Annotated in this window: 16 protein-coding genes and 1 pseudogene; 8 read left to right on the plus strand and 9 right to left on the minus strand. The window is 72.5% G+C overall.

What is annotated here, in order from left to right; translation table 11 throughout:
* The first annotated feature begins 79 nt into the window (after positions 1-79).
* Together ACGFK0_RS02195 and ACGFK0_RS02200 are read left to right on the plus strand one after the other, a co-directional pair.
* A complete protein-coding gene (locus ACGFK0_RS02195) occupies positions 80-466 on the plus strand; it encodes an ATP-binding protein (protein WP_392898799.1) in 387 nt (128 codons plus the stop codon).
* Positions 463-1,029: an HAD family hydrolase gene (locus tag ACGFK0_RS02200; RefSeq protein ID WP_392898802.1), complete on the plus strand. Its 567-nt coding sequence runs from the start codon at positions 463-465 to the stop codon at positions 1,027-1,029. The genes ACGFK0_RS02195 and ACGFK0_RS02200 overlap by 4 nt, the downstream gene beginning before the upstream one ends.
* Positions 1,030-1,421: 392 nt before the next feature.
* Here ACGFK0_RS02200 and ACGFK0_RS02205 read toward each other — a convergent pair whose 3' ends face one another.
* Complete coding sequence (locus ACGFK0_RS02205; protein ID WP_392898805.1) at positions 1,422-2,162, minus strand: hypothetical protein; 741 nt, start codon at positions 2,160-2,162, stop codon at positions 1,422-1,424.
* 29 nt (positions 2,163-2,191) lie between these two features.
* Positions 2,192-2,476, minus strand: coding sequence for a hypothetical protein (locus ACGFK0_RS02210; protein WP_392898808.1), 285 nt, complete (start codon positions 2,474-2,476; stop codon positions 2,192-2,194).
* A 435-nt stretch (positions 2,477-2,911) separates the two neighbouring features.
* On the opposite strand from ACGFK0_RS02210, the gene ACGFK0_RS02215 reads away from it, so the two are divergent.
* Complete coding sequence (locus tag ACGFK0_RS02215) at positions 2,912-3,235, plus strand: DUF6223 family protein (RefSeq protein WP_392898811.1); 324 nt, start codon at positions 2,912-2,914, stop codon at positions 3,233-3,235.
* 9 nt (positions 3,236-3,244) lie between these two features.
* On the opposite strand, the gene ACGFK0_RS02220 is transcribed toward ACGFK0_RS02215, so the two are convergent.
* The gene (locus ACGFK0_RS02220; RefSeq protein WP_392898814.1) at positions 3,245-4,243 is read right to left on the minus strand and encodes an oxygenase MpaB family protein; all 999 of its coding nucleotides are present in this window, start codon (positions 4,241-4,243) and stop codon (positions 3,245-3,247) included.
* Positions 4,244-4,331: 88 nt separating this feature from the next.
* On the opposite strand from ACGFK0_RS02220, the gene ACGFK0_RS02225 reads away from it, so the two are divergent.
* Positions 4,332-4,964 (plus strand): TetR/AcrR family transcriptional regulator, encoded by a 633-nt coding sequence (locus ACGFK0_RS02225; protein ID WP_392898816.1) that lies wholly within the window; start codon positions 4,332-4,334, stop codon positions 4,962-4,964.
* Here ACGFK0_RS02225 and ACGFK0_RS02230 read toward each other — a convergent pair whose 3' ends face one another.
* Positions 4,965-5,936: an alpha/beta hydrolase gene (locus ACGFK0_RS02230; protein ID WP_392898819.1), complete on the minus strand. Its 972-nt coding sequence runs from the start codon at positions 5,934-5,936 to the stop codon at positions 4,965-4,967.
* A gap of 68 nt (positions 5,937-6,004) precedes the next feature.
* Positions 6,005-6,568, minus strand: coding sequence for a DUF1349 domain-containing protein (locus ACGFK0_RS02235; RefSeq protein WP_392898822.1), 564 nt, complete (start codon positions 6,566-6,568; stop codon positions 6,005-6,007).
* Between the two features lie 152 nt (positions 6,569-6,720).
* Here ACGFK0_RS02235 and ACGFK0_RS02240 point away from each other — a divergent pair, with 152 nt between their 5' ends.
* The 4 genes from ACGFK0_RS02240 (at position 6,721) to ACGFK0_RS02255 (ending at position 11,273) form a co-directional block, all read left to right on the plus strand.
* Entirely contained in the window at positions 6,721-7,641 is a 921-nt protein-coding gene (locus ACGFK0_RS02240) for a phosphatase PAP2 family protein (RefSeq protein WP_392898825.1), read from the plus strand.
* 351 nt (positions 7,642-7,992) lie between these two features.
* Positions 7,993-9,321, plus strand: a complete 1,329-nt coding sequence (locus ACGFK0_RS02245) for a bifunctional o-acetylhomoserine/o-acetylserine sulfhydrylase (RefSeq protein WP_392898827.1) — start codon at positions 7,993-7,995, stop codon at positions 9,319-9,321.
* Positions 9,318-10,472 carry a homoserine O-acetyltransferase gene (locus ACGFK0_RS02250; RefSeq protein ID WP_392899590.1) on the plus strand — a complete coding sequence of 385 codons (1,155 nt, stop codon included), beginning with the start codon at positions 9,318-9,320 and terminating at the stop codon, positions 10,470-10,472. The genes ACGFK0_RS02245 and ACGFK0_RS02250 overlap by 4 nt, the downstream gene beginning before the upstream one ends.
* Before the next feature lie 39 nt (positions 10,473-10,511).
* Positions 10,512-11,273 carry a creatininase family protein gene (locus tag ACGFK0_RS02255; protein ID WP_392898830.1) on the plus strand — a complete coding sequence of 254 codons (762 nt, stop codon included), beginning with the start codon at positions 10,512-10,514 and terminating at the stop codon, positions 11,271-11,273.
* Positions 11,274-11,276: 3 nt separating this feature from the next.
* Here the strand turns inward: ACGFK0_RS02255 and ACGFK0_RS02260 are convergent.
* The 4 genes and pseudogenes from ACGFK0_RS02260 to ACGFK0_RS02275 all read right to left on the minus strand — a co-directional run.
* Positions 11,277-12,137: pseudogene (locus tag ACGFK0_RS02260) on the minus strand (lysylphosphatidylglycerol synthase transmembrane domain-containing protein); the annotation flags it as partial.
* The gene (locus ACGFK0_RS02265; RefSeq protein ID WP_392898832.1) at positions 12,062-12,859 is read right to left on the minus strand and encodes an SAM-dependent methyltransferase; all 798 of its coding nucleotides are present in this window, start codon (positions 12,857-12,859) and stop codon (positions 12,062-12,064) included. The gene ACGFK0_RS02265 and the pseudogene ACGFK0_RS02260, both read right to left, overlap by 76 nt.
* Positions 12,856-13,929, minus strand: a complete 1,074-nt coding sequence (locus ACGFK0_RS02270) for a glycosyltransferase family 4 protein (RefSeq protein ID WP_392898835.1) — start codon at positions 13,927-13,929, stop codon at positions 12,856-12,858. The genes ACGFK0_RS02265 and ACGFK0_RS02270 overlap by 4 nt, the downstream gene beginning before the upstream one ends.
* A complete protein-coding gene (locus ACGFK0_RS02275; RefSeq protein ID WP_392898838.1) occupies positions 13,926-14,324 on the minus strand; it encodes a 6-pyruvoyl tetrahydropterin synthase family protein in 399 nt (132 codons plus the stop codon). Before ACGFK0_RS02275 ends, ACGFK0_RS02270 begins: the two co-directional genes overlap by 4 nt.
* Positions 14,325-14,350: the final 26 nt, after the last annotated feature.

The raw sequence follows: 14,350 nt of genomic DNA on the forward strand, positions 1-14,350 counted from the left end.
GGAATCATCGAAAACCAGGACGGCGGATATGAACGATCAAGTGCCAGTGGTTCAAATGCCCGAATCGGACGAAATCCGGATGACCCTGCTCGGAGTGGACTCCTCGGTCGCACTCGCCCGCGAACTCGTCCGTTATGCCCTTCTCAATTGGGGCTACGGCCGGGACCTGATCGATGACTCGACGGTCGTCATGAGCGAAATCGTGACGAATGCGATCGAAGCGGCGCGCGGACATCTGCTCAGGATCCGGGTCGCGTTGGACGACGGCGCCCCGGTGCTGGAGTGCTGGGATCCGTCCCCCGAACTCCCGCGCGCATCCGCCGCCGGACTCGACGCCCTGAGCGGACGTGGGCTCGCGATCATCGCCGCATACGCCAAGGACACGGGTATCCGCCCGTCCGCCACCGGCCAGGGCAAGATCGTCTGGGCGCTCATGTCCGTCCCCGAGAACGCCCCGGCCCATTGACTCCGGCCATCCTCTTCGGCCTGACCGGCGTCCTGGTGGACGACACCGCCCTACACCGGCGCGCGGCCCACCAAACGGCGAGCGAAGCCGGTTTCTCCTTGACGGCTGAAGACCACCGAACCTTCTTCGCCGGACGAACGGCACACGAAGGCTTCCGAGCGTTCCTCACTCATCGCACGCCGAACCGGTTGGGAGAGATCGACGACATCCTGGCCGCCAAGGCACGGTCATACCGCGCTCTCGCTGAGACTGACCTCCACCCCTACCCGGGAGCCGTCGAACTGGTCATGGCCCTATGCGGGACGCGGCACCAACTCGCCTTGGTCACCGACTCGACCATCCCAGAGGTCGCCGCGGCCCTCCGCGTCCTGCGCCTGGACGATGCGTTCGACGCGATCGTGACCGCCGAGTCGGTCCCCGAGGGCAAACCGTCATCGGCGCGCTATCTTGCCGCAGCCCGGATGCTCAACCGTCCACCGCAGCACTGCCTGGTCATCGAGCGCGGCCCCACGTCCACTCCACTCGTGGAAGTCGGTAGACCGCCACTCGGCGGAGCCGTATGAGCAGAACGGAGAGTGGCCGAGAACTGCGGCTCGTAGTACGCCTCCAGTAGCAGGCGCACCACGCTGAGCACGGCGACCAGGCACAACGCCAGCACGGGGCCGAGCCGGTACCGGCGGCCGCGGCGACGCCGCGGATCGGGAATGCGGTCCAGCATCTCCACCCGCGCCGGCAGGCCGAGGCAGGTTGGTGGGCGGGGCAAGGCAGAACCGACGCCCTCGCAGTGGCCCACCAGGGCGTCAATCGGGGAGGATCGCACGCGAACGCGGTTCCTGTCTTGATCGACTGGCTTAGACGCCCAAGATCATCGGGACCGCGTTGGCGGCGCGCATGGTGCGATCTCGCCGGCCTGGTGAGGGCAGCAGACAGCGCGGCTTGGACTGTGGGCCCCTGGTCAGGGCTGGTCGTCGAGGAGTTTCGCGGCTGCCTTAGGGTCCATGAGGTTGGACCAGGCTTGTTCGGCGGGGAGCAGGTCGCGTTCGGGCAGGGCGTATTCGGGGAACCAGGCGTCGGCGGCGCAGCCCGGCACCCGGGTGAGGATCAGGGCGGTGAGGTTGCCCGGGACCGATCCGGTGATACGGATCGCGATGTAGGTTTCGTGGCCGTCGTTGGCGCGAACGATCACCCCGAGCCGGAACCCTGGGAAGTCCGCAGCGTGCTCGTGGCCGTCACGCAGCGAACCGCGCACCAGGTCAGCCACGACGGTGTTGAGGCGGAGCGCGAACCTGGCCCCGGTTTCCAGGAGGTAACGGTCGTGATCGTCCTGACCGGGCAGCAGATGGCCAACGTGGGTGTCGGTGGTCAGGGGTTTGTCGTGCTCGGCGTTGTAGCGTTGGCGGGCGGTGCGGGCCTGGGCGTGCAGCGCGGCGTAGAAGTCGTCGTTCGAGCCGTCCTCGCGCGTTCCCGCCGCCACCAGCCAGTCACGCACCTCAGCGTGCGGGTCCGCGGTGAACACGGCACCGCGCCACCGACCGACTTTGACCTTGAACAAGACGACGTCGTCGATGGCACGGATGCGTTCATGCGGCGAATCAGATGCGGCGAACTGCTCAGCCGCCTTGCGGAGCAGCGGATGGTCGATCTGGTCCAGCGGGGTACGTGCCGACGGAACAGGCAGGTTGAGATCCTCACGCACACAGCGGAGGGTGGGACGGACCGGCACCGTCAGTCCTCCCAGTCGCCGACACCACCGAGCTGCTCGATCCGCTCAGGCGACAGACCGGTCAGCGCCGCGACGCCCGAGGTGAGCGAACCGTCCAGCACCTTCATCGACTCAATCATCCCCCGGCGAACCTCTTCACGACGCTGCTCCAGGTACGCCCTGGCGGCCTGGGCCACGAAGTCCTTCTTGGTCATGCCAAGGAAATGCGCGGCCTGCGAGATCAACTCATCGGTTGCCGGATCGATCTTCAACGGCGCCTGGCGCTTCGCCCCTACGCTCGTGCTCATCTGCCACCTCCACGAACCATGGTACCCAGGTACCTCAGGTACGGACCGGAAAAGCCAACGACGCCGCAGGCTTCGCTGCACGCCACGGACCGCACCGTCGCTCCCCCATCACGGCCTCCGACCCTTGGGACCGCGACCCCGCCCGTTTCCAGACGAAACCGCCAGCCTGCTACCGGGCCTCCTGGCAGCTACCCGGACCGGACTCACACCGGCAAGCGACGACGAGCTCATGCCCAGCATCACCCATCTCGAGCTTGTCGATGATCACCTCCGCCGCCGGGTCCTCGGTCTCGTGGCCGGGTACCGCGTGCGCGGTAGTTTCGCGGGTTCTGCGGCGGCGGTGGCAGCGCGGATTGCCTGCGTTCGGGGGACGACCGGCGGCGGGGGCGGCGGACATGATCGGACGACGTCCGATTCTTCGAGAAGGAGCACGCCATGTCCGTCCACCATCTGCTCGCCGCCGCCGATGCCTACTCCATGAGCGCCGGGCGGCTCGGGTCCACCGCGGCCGCGCTGACCGGGCTGATCGGCGTGGTCGCCGGCGGCCTGGCGCTGGCTCGCGGCAGGCGGAACGCCGCCGTCGTGGCCCTGGTGGCGGGGCTCGTCGGCATGACCGTCGGTGTGCTGGTCGCGGCCACCGCCGACGGTGGAGTCGGCACCGGCAACGGGCTGGGCGGTGCGGTCGTGGCCGTGGTGGTCGGGCTGGTCGGCGCGGCTCTCGGTGGGCTCGCTCTGGTCCGTGCCCGGCGCATCGGCTGACGCGGAGGCTCAGGCGGTGGCCTCGATCTCCTCGCGGGTGAGGACCGGGTCGGGGGTCGTGGGGGCGGTGGAGATGAAGGGGCTCGCCTTCTTCCCACCGGCGCGGGTCCGGGCCTGGCGGAACTCCGGGAGGGGGCCGGCCGCGTCGTGCAGTCCGTTGAGGGCCGCCCAGAGGGACGCGCGCCGGAGGCGGAGGACGACCGGGTTGGGCGGCTGGTAGAGGGCGAGTTTCTGGGCCCAGCGCGGGAGCATGTCGCGGGCCGCCCAGTCCATGAACTCGCTGCCCGGCTCCCAGGGCTTGGCCTTGCTGTGGCGCAGGTTGGGGCCGGTGGCGAACGCCTTGATGGGGGTCACGGCCAGGCGGGGCAGGTACGACTCCAGGCATTCGGCGGTCTCGGCCTTGGTGGCGGGGAGGTCGGTGCCGCCCAGGGCCTCGCCGACGCGGACGAACTCGCGGTAGTAGCGGTCGATGTCCTGCAGGGGGCGGCGGTGGTAGCGCTCGTGCGCGGTGGCCAGGCCCCAGACGACGGTGGCGTAGTTCCAGCGGAGCCATTCGGGGTCGTCGGCGTCGTAGGCGAGCCCGTCGGGGCGGGTGCCCTTGATGGTGTGGTGCATGGCCCGGACGGTGCGCGCCAGCCTCTCCGCGGTCGGCGTCGAGCCGTAGGCGGTTCCGATGAAGAACGAGATGGAGTGGCCGAGGCGGACCGCGCCGCCGGTGGGGTCGACGTTTCCGGTGGGGATGCCGTCGGCGCGTTCGACCAGGCGGGAATGGTCGTAGGCCATCCAGCTGATGCTCGGGTCGAGGCCCTCGATGTAGGCGGCGCTGACGAGGCCGAGGACCAGGGCGGGCAGATGCGAGTGGACGTGCCAGACGGCGCTGCCCGGGCCGAACCAGCCGGGGTCGCCCTGCGGGCCGGCGAAGTCGAGGCCCTTGAAGAACTTCGACCGGATGTCGGCGTCGAAGGCCTGCTCGAACCGCTTGGCGATGGGGTTGTTCTTGGGGGGCATCCGGCACTCCTGTTTCTGGCTACGACTGTACCCAGAATAAATGATTGGATACAGCCGTGTCCAGACTTGGCTTGCTATCGTGAACGCCATGGCGAACGTCCGGACGGCGGCGTCCACGCGGTGGGCGGGAGTGCCCGTCGCGCGGCGGAAGGACGAGCGGCGCGAGATGCTCGTGCGGGCCGCGTTCGCGTTGTTCGGGGAGCACGGCGAGGGCGCGCTCACGGTGCGGGCGGTGTGCCGGCGCGCCGAGCTGCACACCCGGTACTTCTACGAGAACTTCGCCGACACCGATGAGCTGCTGGCCGCCGTCTACGACCAGGAGGCGACCGCGCTCGCGGACATCCTCGCGCGGTCCCTGGAGGAGGCGGGCCCCGATCCGGAGGCCCGGAGCCGAGCCGGCATCCGCAGCGTGCTGCAGTACATCACCGACGACCCTCAGCGGGGACGCGTCCTGTTCTTCGAGGCGCGGGGGAACGAGGTGCTGGCCGCCCGGCGGCGCGCGGCGAGCACGGCATTGCTGGAGGCGCTCGTCGCCATGGGCAGCGGCGAGCCCGAGCTGCCGGTCCTCATCTCGGCGACCATGTTCACCGGCGCCATGACGGAGCTGGCGCAGCAGTGGGCGGACGGGCGGCTGGGGCGTGATCTCGACGCGGTCGTCGACCAGGCCGTCGAGTTGTCGGTGGCCATGTACGCGTCGACCGCGCAGCGGCTGCCGACGTAGCTAGGCGGCCTCCTGCCGGGCGGACGCGGTGGTGGCGCGGCGGGCGAAGGCGCCGATCTCCCTGATGGCGGCGAAGCCCTCGCGGGAGATGTCGGCGAAGATCTGGAAGACGTGCGCCTGGCCCTCCCAAATCTGCAGGGTGCAGGGCACGTCGGCGGCTCCGAGACGCTCGGCCATCAGCTCGGCGTCGGCGCGGAGCACCTCGATCGAGCCGGCCTGGATGAGCGTGGGCGGGAGGCCGGCGAGGCCGGCGTCCACGGGGCACAGCCACGGGTCGGTCAGTTCGGCGTCCGGGAAGCAGGTGCGGACCATGTCCCACATGCGCGGGGCGGGGATGAACGGGTCGAGCGCGGCGTTGGCGTGGGCGATCTTGTTGGCGATGTCGAGTTCGGTGAAGGGCGACAGGGCGACGATGCCGGCGGGGCGGGGCAGTCCGTCGCGGAGGGCGTACAGCGGGGCCATGAACGCGAAGTAGCCGCCGGCCGAGTCGCCGCCGATCACGATGTCGTCCGCGTCGTGTCCGTTGTCGAGCAGCCAGCGGTAGGCGTCCACGCAGTCGCCGATGGACGTCCGGATGGTGACCTTGGGCTGCATGCGGTAGGCGACCGACAGCACCGGCATGCCCGCCGCCCGGGAGATCCGGGCGATCATCCGGCGGTGGGTGCGCAGCCCGCAGGCGACGAACCCGCCGCCGTGGAAATAGAGGATGGCCTTGCGCGAGTCCGCGGGCACGCCGCGGCCCCGGACCCACTCGGCGGCGCAGCCGATGCCCTTCACCTTGGTGACCTTCGTCCCGCGCGGCGGCACCATGAGCGCGGCACCGAGGTCGAGGAGCGGGGCGAGGCGCAGCGTGAACGGGGTCCATGGCAGGCGGGCGACCATGGGCCGCATGAGCATGCGCATCAGCCGTGCGGCCACCCGTGCGCCGCGTCCGCACCCGGCGCGTTCCTCCACCGTCGGTGTGATCGGCATCCCTGCGCCCCTCTCGGCCCGGCGTTCCGGCTGAGAGGGTACTAGCAAGTAAGTGCTCGGGTACAGGGTCAGGCGTGGACCGTCTCGTCGGGGGCCCCGATGGACGCGCGGGTGAAGCGCACGGTCAGGCCGTCGCGCTCGGGAGCGCAGCAGTAGGGGCCGGCCGTGGCGGGGACGTCCACCGGGAAGGGGGCCAGGCGGATAAGGTGCCAGGGGTCGTCGCCGGCGCGGGCGCGGACGGTCACCGCGTCGCCGCTGCGGCTGGCGCGCAGGGTGACCTCCCGGCCGGTCCAGGAGACGGGGGCGGACGACCAGTCGGAGACGCCGTGGGTGACGACCGCGCCCAGTTGCAGTTCGCCGTCGCAGTACTCGGCGCCTGCTTTGATCCAGGTGGTCTCGTCCAGGCGGACCAGGAGGCCGGCCTGGTCGAACTGGTGGTCGTAGTCGGCGACGAAGGTCACCTCGACGGCGGCCTCGGGGCCGAGCGGCGACAGGAGGGCGTGGCCGCTGTCGCGGTTGTAGCCGTAGGACGTCGTCCGCCAGAAGTCGCTGCCCTTCGCGGCGGTGACGAGGAGGGCGGATCCGTCATGGTCGGCGGCCGGGGGCGGGTTGAGCCATTCGCCAGTGATCATGCTCCGGAATCTACGGGGAGGGGTGGGGTTAGCTCCACCCTCGCGGAGGGGTCTTCCTTCCTCCGATCGGGATGCTGGGACCAGTGCCCGGGGAAGTGTCGGACGCGAAGGTTGTTATTAGGCGGAGACGACCGGGCACGGGGAGGAAACAGATGGCGAGCGGCGTAGTGATGCGTGGCCGGATGCGGCCGCTGGTCACCGAGGCCGGGCTGCTGGCGGTTCTGTTCGCGTTCTACAAGTGGGGCCGGTCGCTGTTCGACCACGGGCCCGCCGAGGCGATGGCGAACGCGGCACGGCTGTGGGAGTTCCAGCGGTCGTGGCTGCCCAGCGAGGTCGATCTCCAGCAATGGGCCCTCGGATGGGACCAGACGGCGTTCCTGGCGAATGTGTATTACGTGGGCATGCACTTTCCCGGGACGGCGTTGCTGCTGGTCTGGCTGTACGTCCGGCACCGGTCGTCCTACGGCAGGGTGCGGAACGAGCTGGTGGCGCTGACGGCGGCCGGGCTGGTGGTGCATGTGCTGTTCCCCCTGGCGCCGCCGCGGCTGGCCGGCATCGGCGCCGTGGACACGATGATGACCGTGGGGCCGTCCGCCTACCCGCCGGAGACCGGCGGGATCGCGAACCAGTACGCGGCGATGCCGTCGCTGCACATCGGGTGGGCGATCCTCGTCGCCGTCGCGGTGCTGCGGGTGTCGCGGAGCCGGTGGCGGTGGGTCGTCGCCATGCACGCGCCGGTCACGGTGGTCGTGGTGGTCGTGACGGCGAACCACTACTGGACGGACGGGCTCGTCGCGGCCGCTCTGCTGGCGGGCGCGGTGACGCTGGTCTCCACCGCCGGGCGGGTGCGGCAGGGCGGAGTCCTCGCCCTACGCGGCGCGAGCACCGAATGGCCCGGTGGCCGGCCCGCCGGCCCGGCGCCGCGAGCGGCGCGGCCCGTGCTCGCCGCCGCCGGCGGGCACGGCGATCACCTGCGCGAACGCGACGCCGGTCACCTGGCCGAGCGCGACCGGCACCGGGAGGACGCGCCCGGGACGGACGTTCCCGGCCGTGACGATCTCGTGCCCGCCTGAGCGTTCGGACCGGCTCGGAAACGGCCGGAAGACCCCGGAGAACGACCCAAACCGGCGATTTGTGACGCACGTTACCCATAAGCAAGGTCGTGACCAGGGTAAACTGCGGCAATGACCTTGCTTGTGGCCCGCCGTCACGTCGACTACGGGCGCGTCACCAGCAGCAGCTGTTGCCGCGTGACGAGCTGACGCCGCCCCTGCCCGGCGCCGTCCCGCGAGCCGGCCGCCTCCCGCGCCGCGCACGCCCGGAACCGCCCCCGCGTACGCGTGCCCCGCGCCTCCCGCATCCGGCATGGCCGTGCTCGCGCCGGTTCCGCAGACCGCCCGCCCCGTCCCAGCCCTAGGAGAGCCATGAGTGAGCACGCCGACCCCGCCCCGTCCGCCGAGTCCGGCTGGTCGTTCGAGACACGGCAGGTGCATTCCGGCACCGAGCCGGACCCGACCACCGGCGCGCGGGCCGTGCCGATCTACCAGACGACCTCCTTCGTCTTCCGCGACACCCAGCACGCCGCGAACCTGTTCTCGCTCGCCGAGCCCGGCAACATCTACACCCGCATCATGAACCCGACGCAGGACGCCTTCGAAAAGCGCGTCGCGGCGCTGGAGGGCGGCGTCGGCGCCCTGGCCGTCGCCTCGGGGCAGGCCGCGGAGTCGATGGCGATCTGGAACCTGGCGCGCGCCGGCGACCACATCGTCTCCGCCTCCACCATCTACGGCGGGACGCACAACCTGTTCCGGCACACCATGCCGAAGTTCGGCATCGAGGTCACCCTCGTGGACGACCCCGACGACCTCGACGCCTGGCGGGCCGCGATCCGGCCGAACACCAAGGCGCTGTTCGCCGAGAGCATCGGCAATCCGCGCGGCAACGTGCTGGACATCCGCGGCGTCGCCGACGTCGCGCACGACGCGGGCGTGCCGCTGATCGTCGACAACACGATCGCGACCCCGTACCTGGTGCGTCCCCTGGAGCACGGCGCCGACATCGTGGTGCACTCGGCGACCAAGTTCCTCGGCGGGCACGGCACCACCATCGCGGGCGTCGTCGTCGACGGCGGCACGTTCGACTTCGGTGCGGACCCCGAGCGGTTCCCCGACTTCAACGAGCCCGACCCCAGCTACAACGGCCTGCGCTACTGGCCGGCCCTGGGCCCGGGCGCCTACGGCATCAAGATGCGGGTCCAGCTGCTGCGCGACCTCGGCCCGGCCATCGCGCCGCACTCGGCGTTCCTGCTGCTGCAGGGCGTGGAGACGCTCAGCCTGCGGATGGAGCGCCACTCGGCCAACGCGCAGAAGCTGGCGGAGTGGCTGGAGCAGCACGAGGAGGTGACGGCCGTCCACTACCCGGGGCTGCCGTCCAGCCCGTGGCACGAGGCGTCCCGGCGGTACCTGCCGCAGGGGACGGGCGCCGTGCTGGCCTTCGAACTGCGCGGCGGCATCGATGCGGGGCGGCGGTTCGTGGAGGGCGTCCAGCTGTTCAGCCACCTGGCCAACATGGGTGACGTGCGCAGCCTGATCATCCACCCGGCGTCCACCACGCACAGCCAGCTCACACCGGAGGAGCACGCCGCCGCCGGCGTCACCCCCGGCCTGGTGCGGCTCTGCGTCGGCATCGAGAACGCCGACGACCTCAAGGCCGACCTGGAGGCCGGCTTCCGCGCGGCGAAGGGCGCGCCCTGACCGCCGGTACCGAGACCGCGTCACTCTCCCTCCCGCCGGTCTCCGGAGCCTGGCGGGAGGGGGATCCGCCCGGGCGGCGGCAGTGGGTGACCCTCGACCGGCCGCTGCCGCTGGAGGCCGGCGGCACCCTGCCCGAGGTGCGGCTCGCGTACGAGACGTGGGGGCGGCTCGCCCCCGACGCCTCCAACGCGGTGCTGGTGCTGCACGCCCTCACCGGGGACGGCCACCTCGCCGGGCCCATCGAGCCGGGGCATCCCACGCCCGGCTGGTGGGACGGGCTGGTCGGGCCCGGCCGCCCTCTGGACACCGACCGCTGGTTCATCGTCGTCCCCAACGTGCTGGGCGGCTGCCAGGGCAGCACCGGGCCGTCCTCGCGCCGGCCGGACGGGAGACCCTGGGGAGGGTCCTTCCCGTACGTGACGCAGCGCGACATGGTGATCGCCGAGGCGCAGCTGGCCGACGCGCTGGGCATCGACCGCTGGGCCCTGGTGACCGGCGGGTCGATGGGCGGGATGCGGGCCCTGGAGTGGGCGGTGTCGTATCCGGAGCGCACCTCGGCGCTGCTGCTGCTCGCCACCACGGCGGCGGCGAGCGCCGAGCAGATCGCCTTGGCGGCCGTCCAGCTGCACGCCATCCGCGCCGACCCGGGCTGGCGCGGCGGCGACTACTACGACGCCGCCCCGGGGCACGGGCCGCACGCCGGGCTGGGCACGGCCCGCCGGCTCGCCCACATCACCTACCGCAGCGAACCGGAGCTGCAGGCCCGATTCGGCCGCCGCCCGCAGGACGGCGAGGACCCCTGGCGGTCCGGGCGCTACCAGGTGGAGTCCTACCTCGACCACCACGCCGGCAAGCTGGTGGGACGCTTCGACGCGGGCAGCTACGTGGTGCTCACCGAGGCGATGAACGGCCACGACGCCGGCCGCGGCCGGGGCGGCACGGCCGCGGCGCTGCGCCGGGTCACGGCCCGGACGCTGGTCGCCGGCGTCGACTCCGACCGGCTCTACCCGCTGTCCCAGCAGGCCGAACTGGCGTCCGGGATCCCCGGCGCGGACCGGCTGCGGGTGATCGAGTCGCGCAGCGGCCACGACGGCTTCCTCACCGAGACCGACCAGGTCGGCGCGCTCGTCCGCGAACTGCTCGACGGCTGAGCCCACCGGTCTCCGGGCGGGTGCGGCACAGTTGTGGGCATGTTGCCGATGCACACGAGTTCCGAGGAACCGGACGTCCCCGTAGCGGTCCTGCCGATCGGGAGCCACGAGCAGCACGGCCCGTTCCTGCCGCTCGCGACGGACACGGTGATCGCCTGCACGGTCGCGCGGGAGATCGCGAAGGCCCACCCGGTGCGGACGCTCCCGCCCGTGACGATCTCGTGCTCGCACGAGCACGCCGCCTGGCCGGGGACGGTGAGCATCTCGGCGGCCACCCTGCACGCGGTGGTACGGGACGTCGCCGAGTCGCTGCGCAGGTCCGGGGTGCCGAAACTGGTGCTGGTGAACGGGCACGGCGGCAACTACGTGCTGGGCAACGTCGTCCAGGAGGCGCACGGCGACATGGCGCTGTTCCCCGGCCCGGACGAGTGGGCCGACGCGCGGACGGCGGCGGGCATCGAGACGTCGAACGACGGCGACATGCACGCCGGGGAACTGGAGACGTCGATCCTGCTGCACGCCCACCCGGAACTCGTGCGGGACGGATACGCCGCCGCCGATCACCTGGCCGATGACCGGCGGCACCTCCTGACGGCCGGGATGGCCCCCTACACCGCGTCCGGCGTCATCGGGCGGCCGTCACTGGCCGACGCCCGCAAGGGCCGGGACGCTCTGCGGAACCTGGTCGCGGCTTTCGGGGACTGCCTCGCGGCGCTTCAGCAGCAGGGTCGCGGCGCCGGGCAGGCACGCGACGAACGTGAGCACCCCGTACACGACGGAGACGGTCAGGCCCTGCGCTGACCCGAGGCCCGCGGCACCGAACGCGACGGCGAGGACGGCCTCGCGGGGACCCCATCCGCCGACGTTCACCGGCAGCACCATCACCAGCAGCGCCAGCAGGAGCAGCGGCACGAGGGTGACGAGAGGCGCCGTCGCGCCGACGAGGCGGGCGGCGACCGCGAACAGGGTCAGATGCCCGGCCAGGGCCGCGACGGACAGGACCGCGACGGCGGGCCAGATGTCGAGGACGGCGCGCGCGTCGGCGAACATGGCCGCCAGGGCACGGTGACGCCAGCGGGCCAGCACGAGCAGCCCGCTCAGGACGACCGCGATCGCGACCAGGGCCGGGGTCATGACCGGCGCCATGGCCGACAGCACGGCCGGCTGGGTGAACAGGACGGCGACGCCCACGACGACCGGGACGATCTGGCCCGTCACCCGTTCGAGGAACACGGCCCTCACCCCGCGGCCGACGTCACCGGACCGGTGGCCGTGGCTGACCGCCCGGTGGACGTCGCCGACGACCCCCGCCGGCAGGACGGCGTTGAGGAACTGGGCCTTGTAGTAGTCCGAGACGGCTTCCGCCATGGGCAGCCGCAGGCCGAGACGCCGGGCGACCAGGCACCACCGGGCCGAGCTGAGCACGGTCGTCGCCAGCCCGATGGCGAGGGCGATGACGACGGACCGGGCGTCGATGGCCTGGAACGCGTCCACGAACGCGTCCGAGCTGTGCCACCACAGGAGCGCGGCGAGGATGCCCAGCCCGGTGAGCAGGCGCAGCCACGGCCAGAGCTTGGTCACCCAGAACCTCATCGGACGGAACCCCCGGGGAGAGCGAGCAGGTCGACATGGTGGATCTCGGCGGTCAGCCCGCCGGCGGCGCATTCGGCGAGCCGCCGGCGCAGGTAGCCGCCGGCGGCCCGGCCCAGGCCGGGACGTTGTTCGATGGCGGCGGCGACCCAGCCGCGCAGCCACTCGGCGGTCAGCGCGGCCTGGTCGGGGCCGAGCCGCCACGGGCTCGGCCGCGTCCGGACCGAGGCGCCGCGCCGCCCGAACGCCGCGGTCGCGGCGGTGACGGCGTCCGGCCCGAGGAGGCCGTCGCGGCGCTGGTGGGCGTCGAACGCGGCGGCGATCTCGGCGTCCAGCGGGTTCGGCGGGGACAGCCTGACCCGCCCGACGACCGACAGGGTCAGCAGCACCGGGCAGGCCGCCGCGGCGGCGACGGCCTCGACCTCGGCGGCGGTCAGCACGTCCAGCAGCGCGGACGCGGTGACGAGCGACGCGCCGGCGAGGTCGGACGCGCGCAGCGATTCGAGGCCGCCCTTGCGGGTCTCGATCGTCGCGGGCAGCCCGTCCGCGGTGACGTAGACGTTGTCGCGGGCCCGGTCGAGCAGTCCGGGGTCGTGGTCGTGCAGGATCCAGTGCTGCGGTCCGCGCAGCCGGCCCGACAGCCAGCGTCCCAGGGAGCCGGTGCCGCAGCCGAGGTCCCAGATGACCAGCGGCTCACCCGGCGGGAGCGCGTCCCGGAGCGGGTCGAGCAGTTCGGAGGCGCGGGCGGCGGCGTCGGCCCCCTCCCGCAGCGCCAGCCAGGCGGGATCGAAACTCATCGGGTCTCCCTGCGCAGGCGGGACAGGACGGTGGCCATGCGGCGGGCGGTGTCGTCCCAGCCGGGCAGCATGCCGCGGCGCTGCCGGGCGGCGGCGCGCAGCCGCTCCCGCAGCTCGGGCTCCACCAGCCAGCTGCGCAGCGCCGCGGCCAGCGCCGGGGGATCGTCCGGCGGGACGAGGAGCCCCGGGACGGCGCCCGCGGGGTCCCAGCCGAGCGTGTCGGGGACGCCGTCCACCCTCGTCGCGACGACCGGGATGCCGCGCGCGAGGGCCTCGGTCACGACCATCCCGTACGTCTCGGCGCGGGACGCGAGGACGAGGAGGTCGGCGCCGTCGTAGGCGTCGTCGAGCCGCTTGCCCGTCAGCGGCCCCTCCAGATGGACGCGGTCGCCGAGGCGGTGCCGGGCGATCAGGCGGTGCAGGCGCGTCACGTACTCGGCGTCGCGGCGCAGCGGGCCGACGAAATCGCAGTTCCACGGCAGGTGCGCGAGGGCGGCGAGGGCCTCGACGAGGACGTCGTGGCCCTTGCGCGGCGTCACCGACGCCACGCACAGCAGGCGGGTCGCCCCGTCGGTCCCGGTCGCGAGCGACGCGGGGTCGGTCCCCGGGGTGACGGCGTGGACGCGGGACGGCACGAGGCCGTGGTGGGCGATCAGGTGCTCCTTGGCCCACGGGCTGGTCGCCACGACGGCACCGGCCGCCTCCAGCACCTTGCGTTCGCCCGCGTTCAGGTCGTCCTGCCCCGGTTCGTCCGCCAGCGGGAGGTGGACGAGGACGGCGAGCTTCAACCGGCCCGCCTCCGGGAGGATGATCTCGGGGACGCCGCACGCCACCAGTCCGTCCAGCAGGACGACGGCGCCGTCCGGCAGCGCGGCGAGCGACCGCGCCAGCCCCGTCCGGGCCGCGGCGTCGGGACGCGGCCACGCCCCGGGCGCCGGCATCTCCCGGACGGTGCGCCCCGCCGCGGTCAGCCCGTCGCACAGCCGCCGGTCGTAGTGGTTGCCGCCGCTCGGCGCGTCGGCGTCGCCGATGTCGCCCGGGACGACGAAGCAGATCTCGTGACCGCTCACAGCGCACGCTCGTACTCGGCCCACGCGACGTGCGACTCGTGCAGCGCCACCTTGACGCCGGACAGGCCGCGCGCGTTCTCGCCGAGCGCGCCCGCGTGGACCCGTTCGGCGAGCCGGTCGGCGATGACCTTGGCGAGGAACTCCGTCGAGGTGTTGACGCCCGCGAAGTCCGGCTCGTCGTCCAGGTTGCGGTAGTTCAGCCCGCCCAGGACGCCGGCGAGCTCGCGGGTGGCGAGCCCGATGTCGACGACGAGGCCGTCGGGGTCGAGATCGGCCCGGCGGAACGTCGCGTCCACCACGTACGTCGCGCCGTGCAGCCGCTGCGCCGGGCCGAACACCTCACCGCGGAAACTGTGGGCGATCATGACATGGTCGCGGACGGTGATGCCGAACAAGGTCGTCCTCCAGATGGTCGGGTTCG

The sequence above is a fragment of the Spirillospora sp. NPDC048823 genome, assembly GCF_043198445.1.
GTDB lineage: Bacteria > Actinomycetota > Actinomycetes > Streptosporangiales > Streptosporangiaceae > Spirillospora.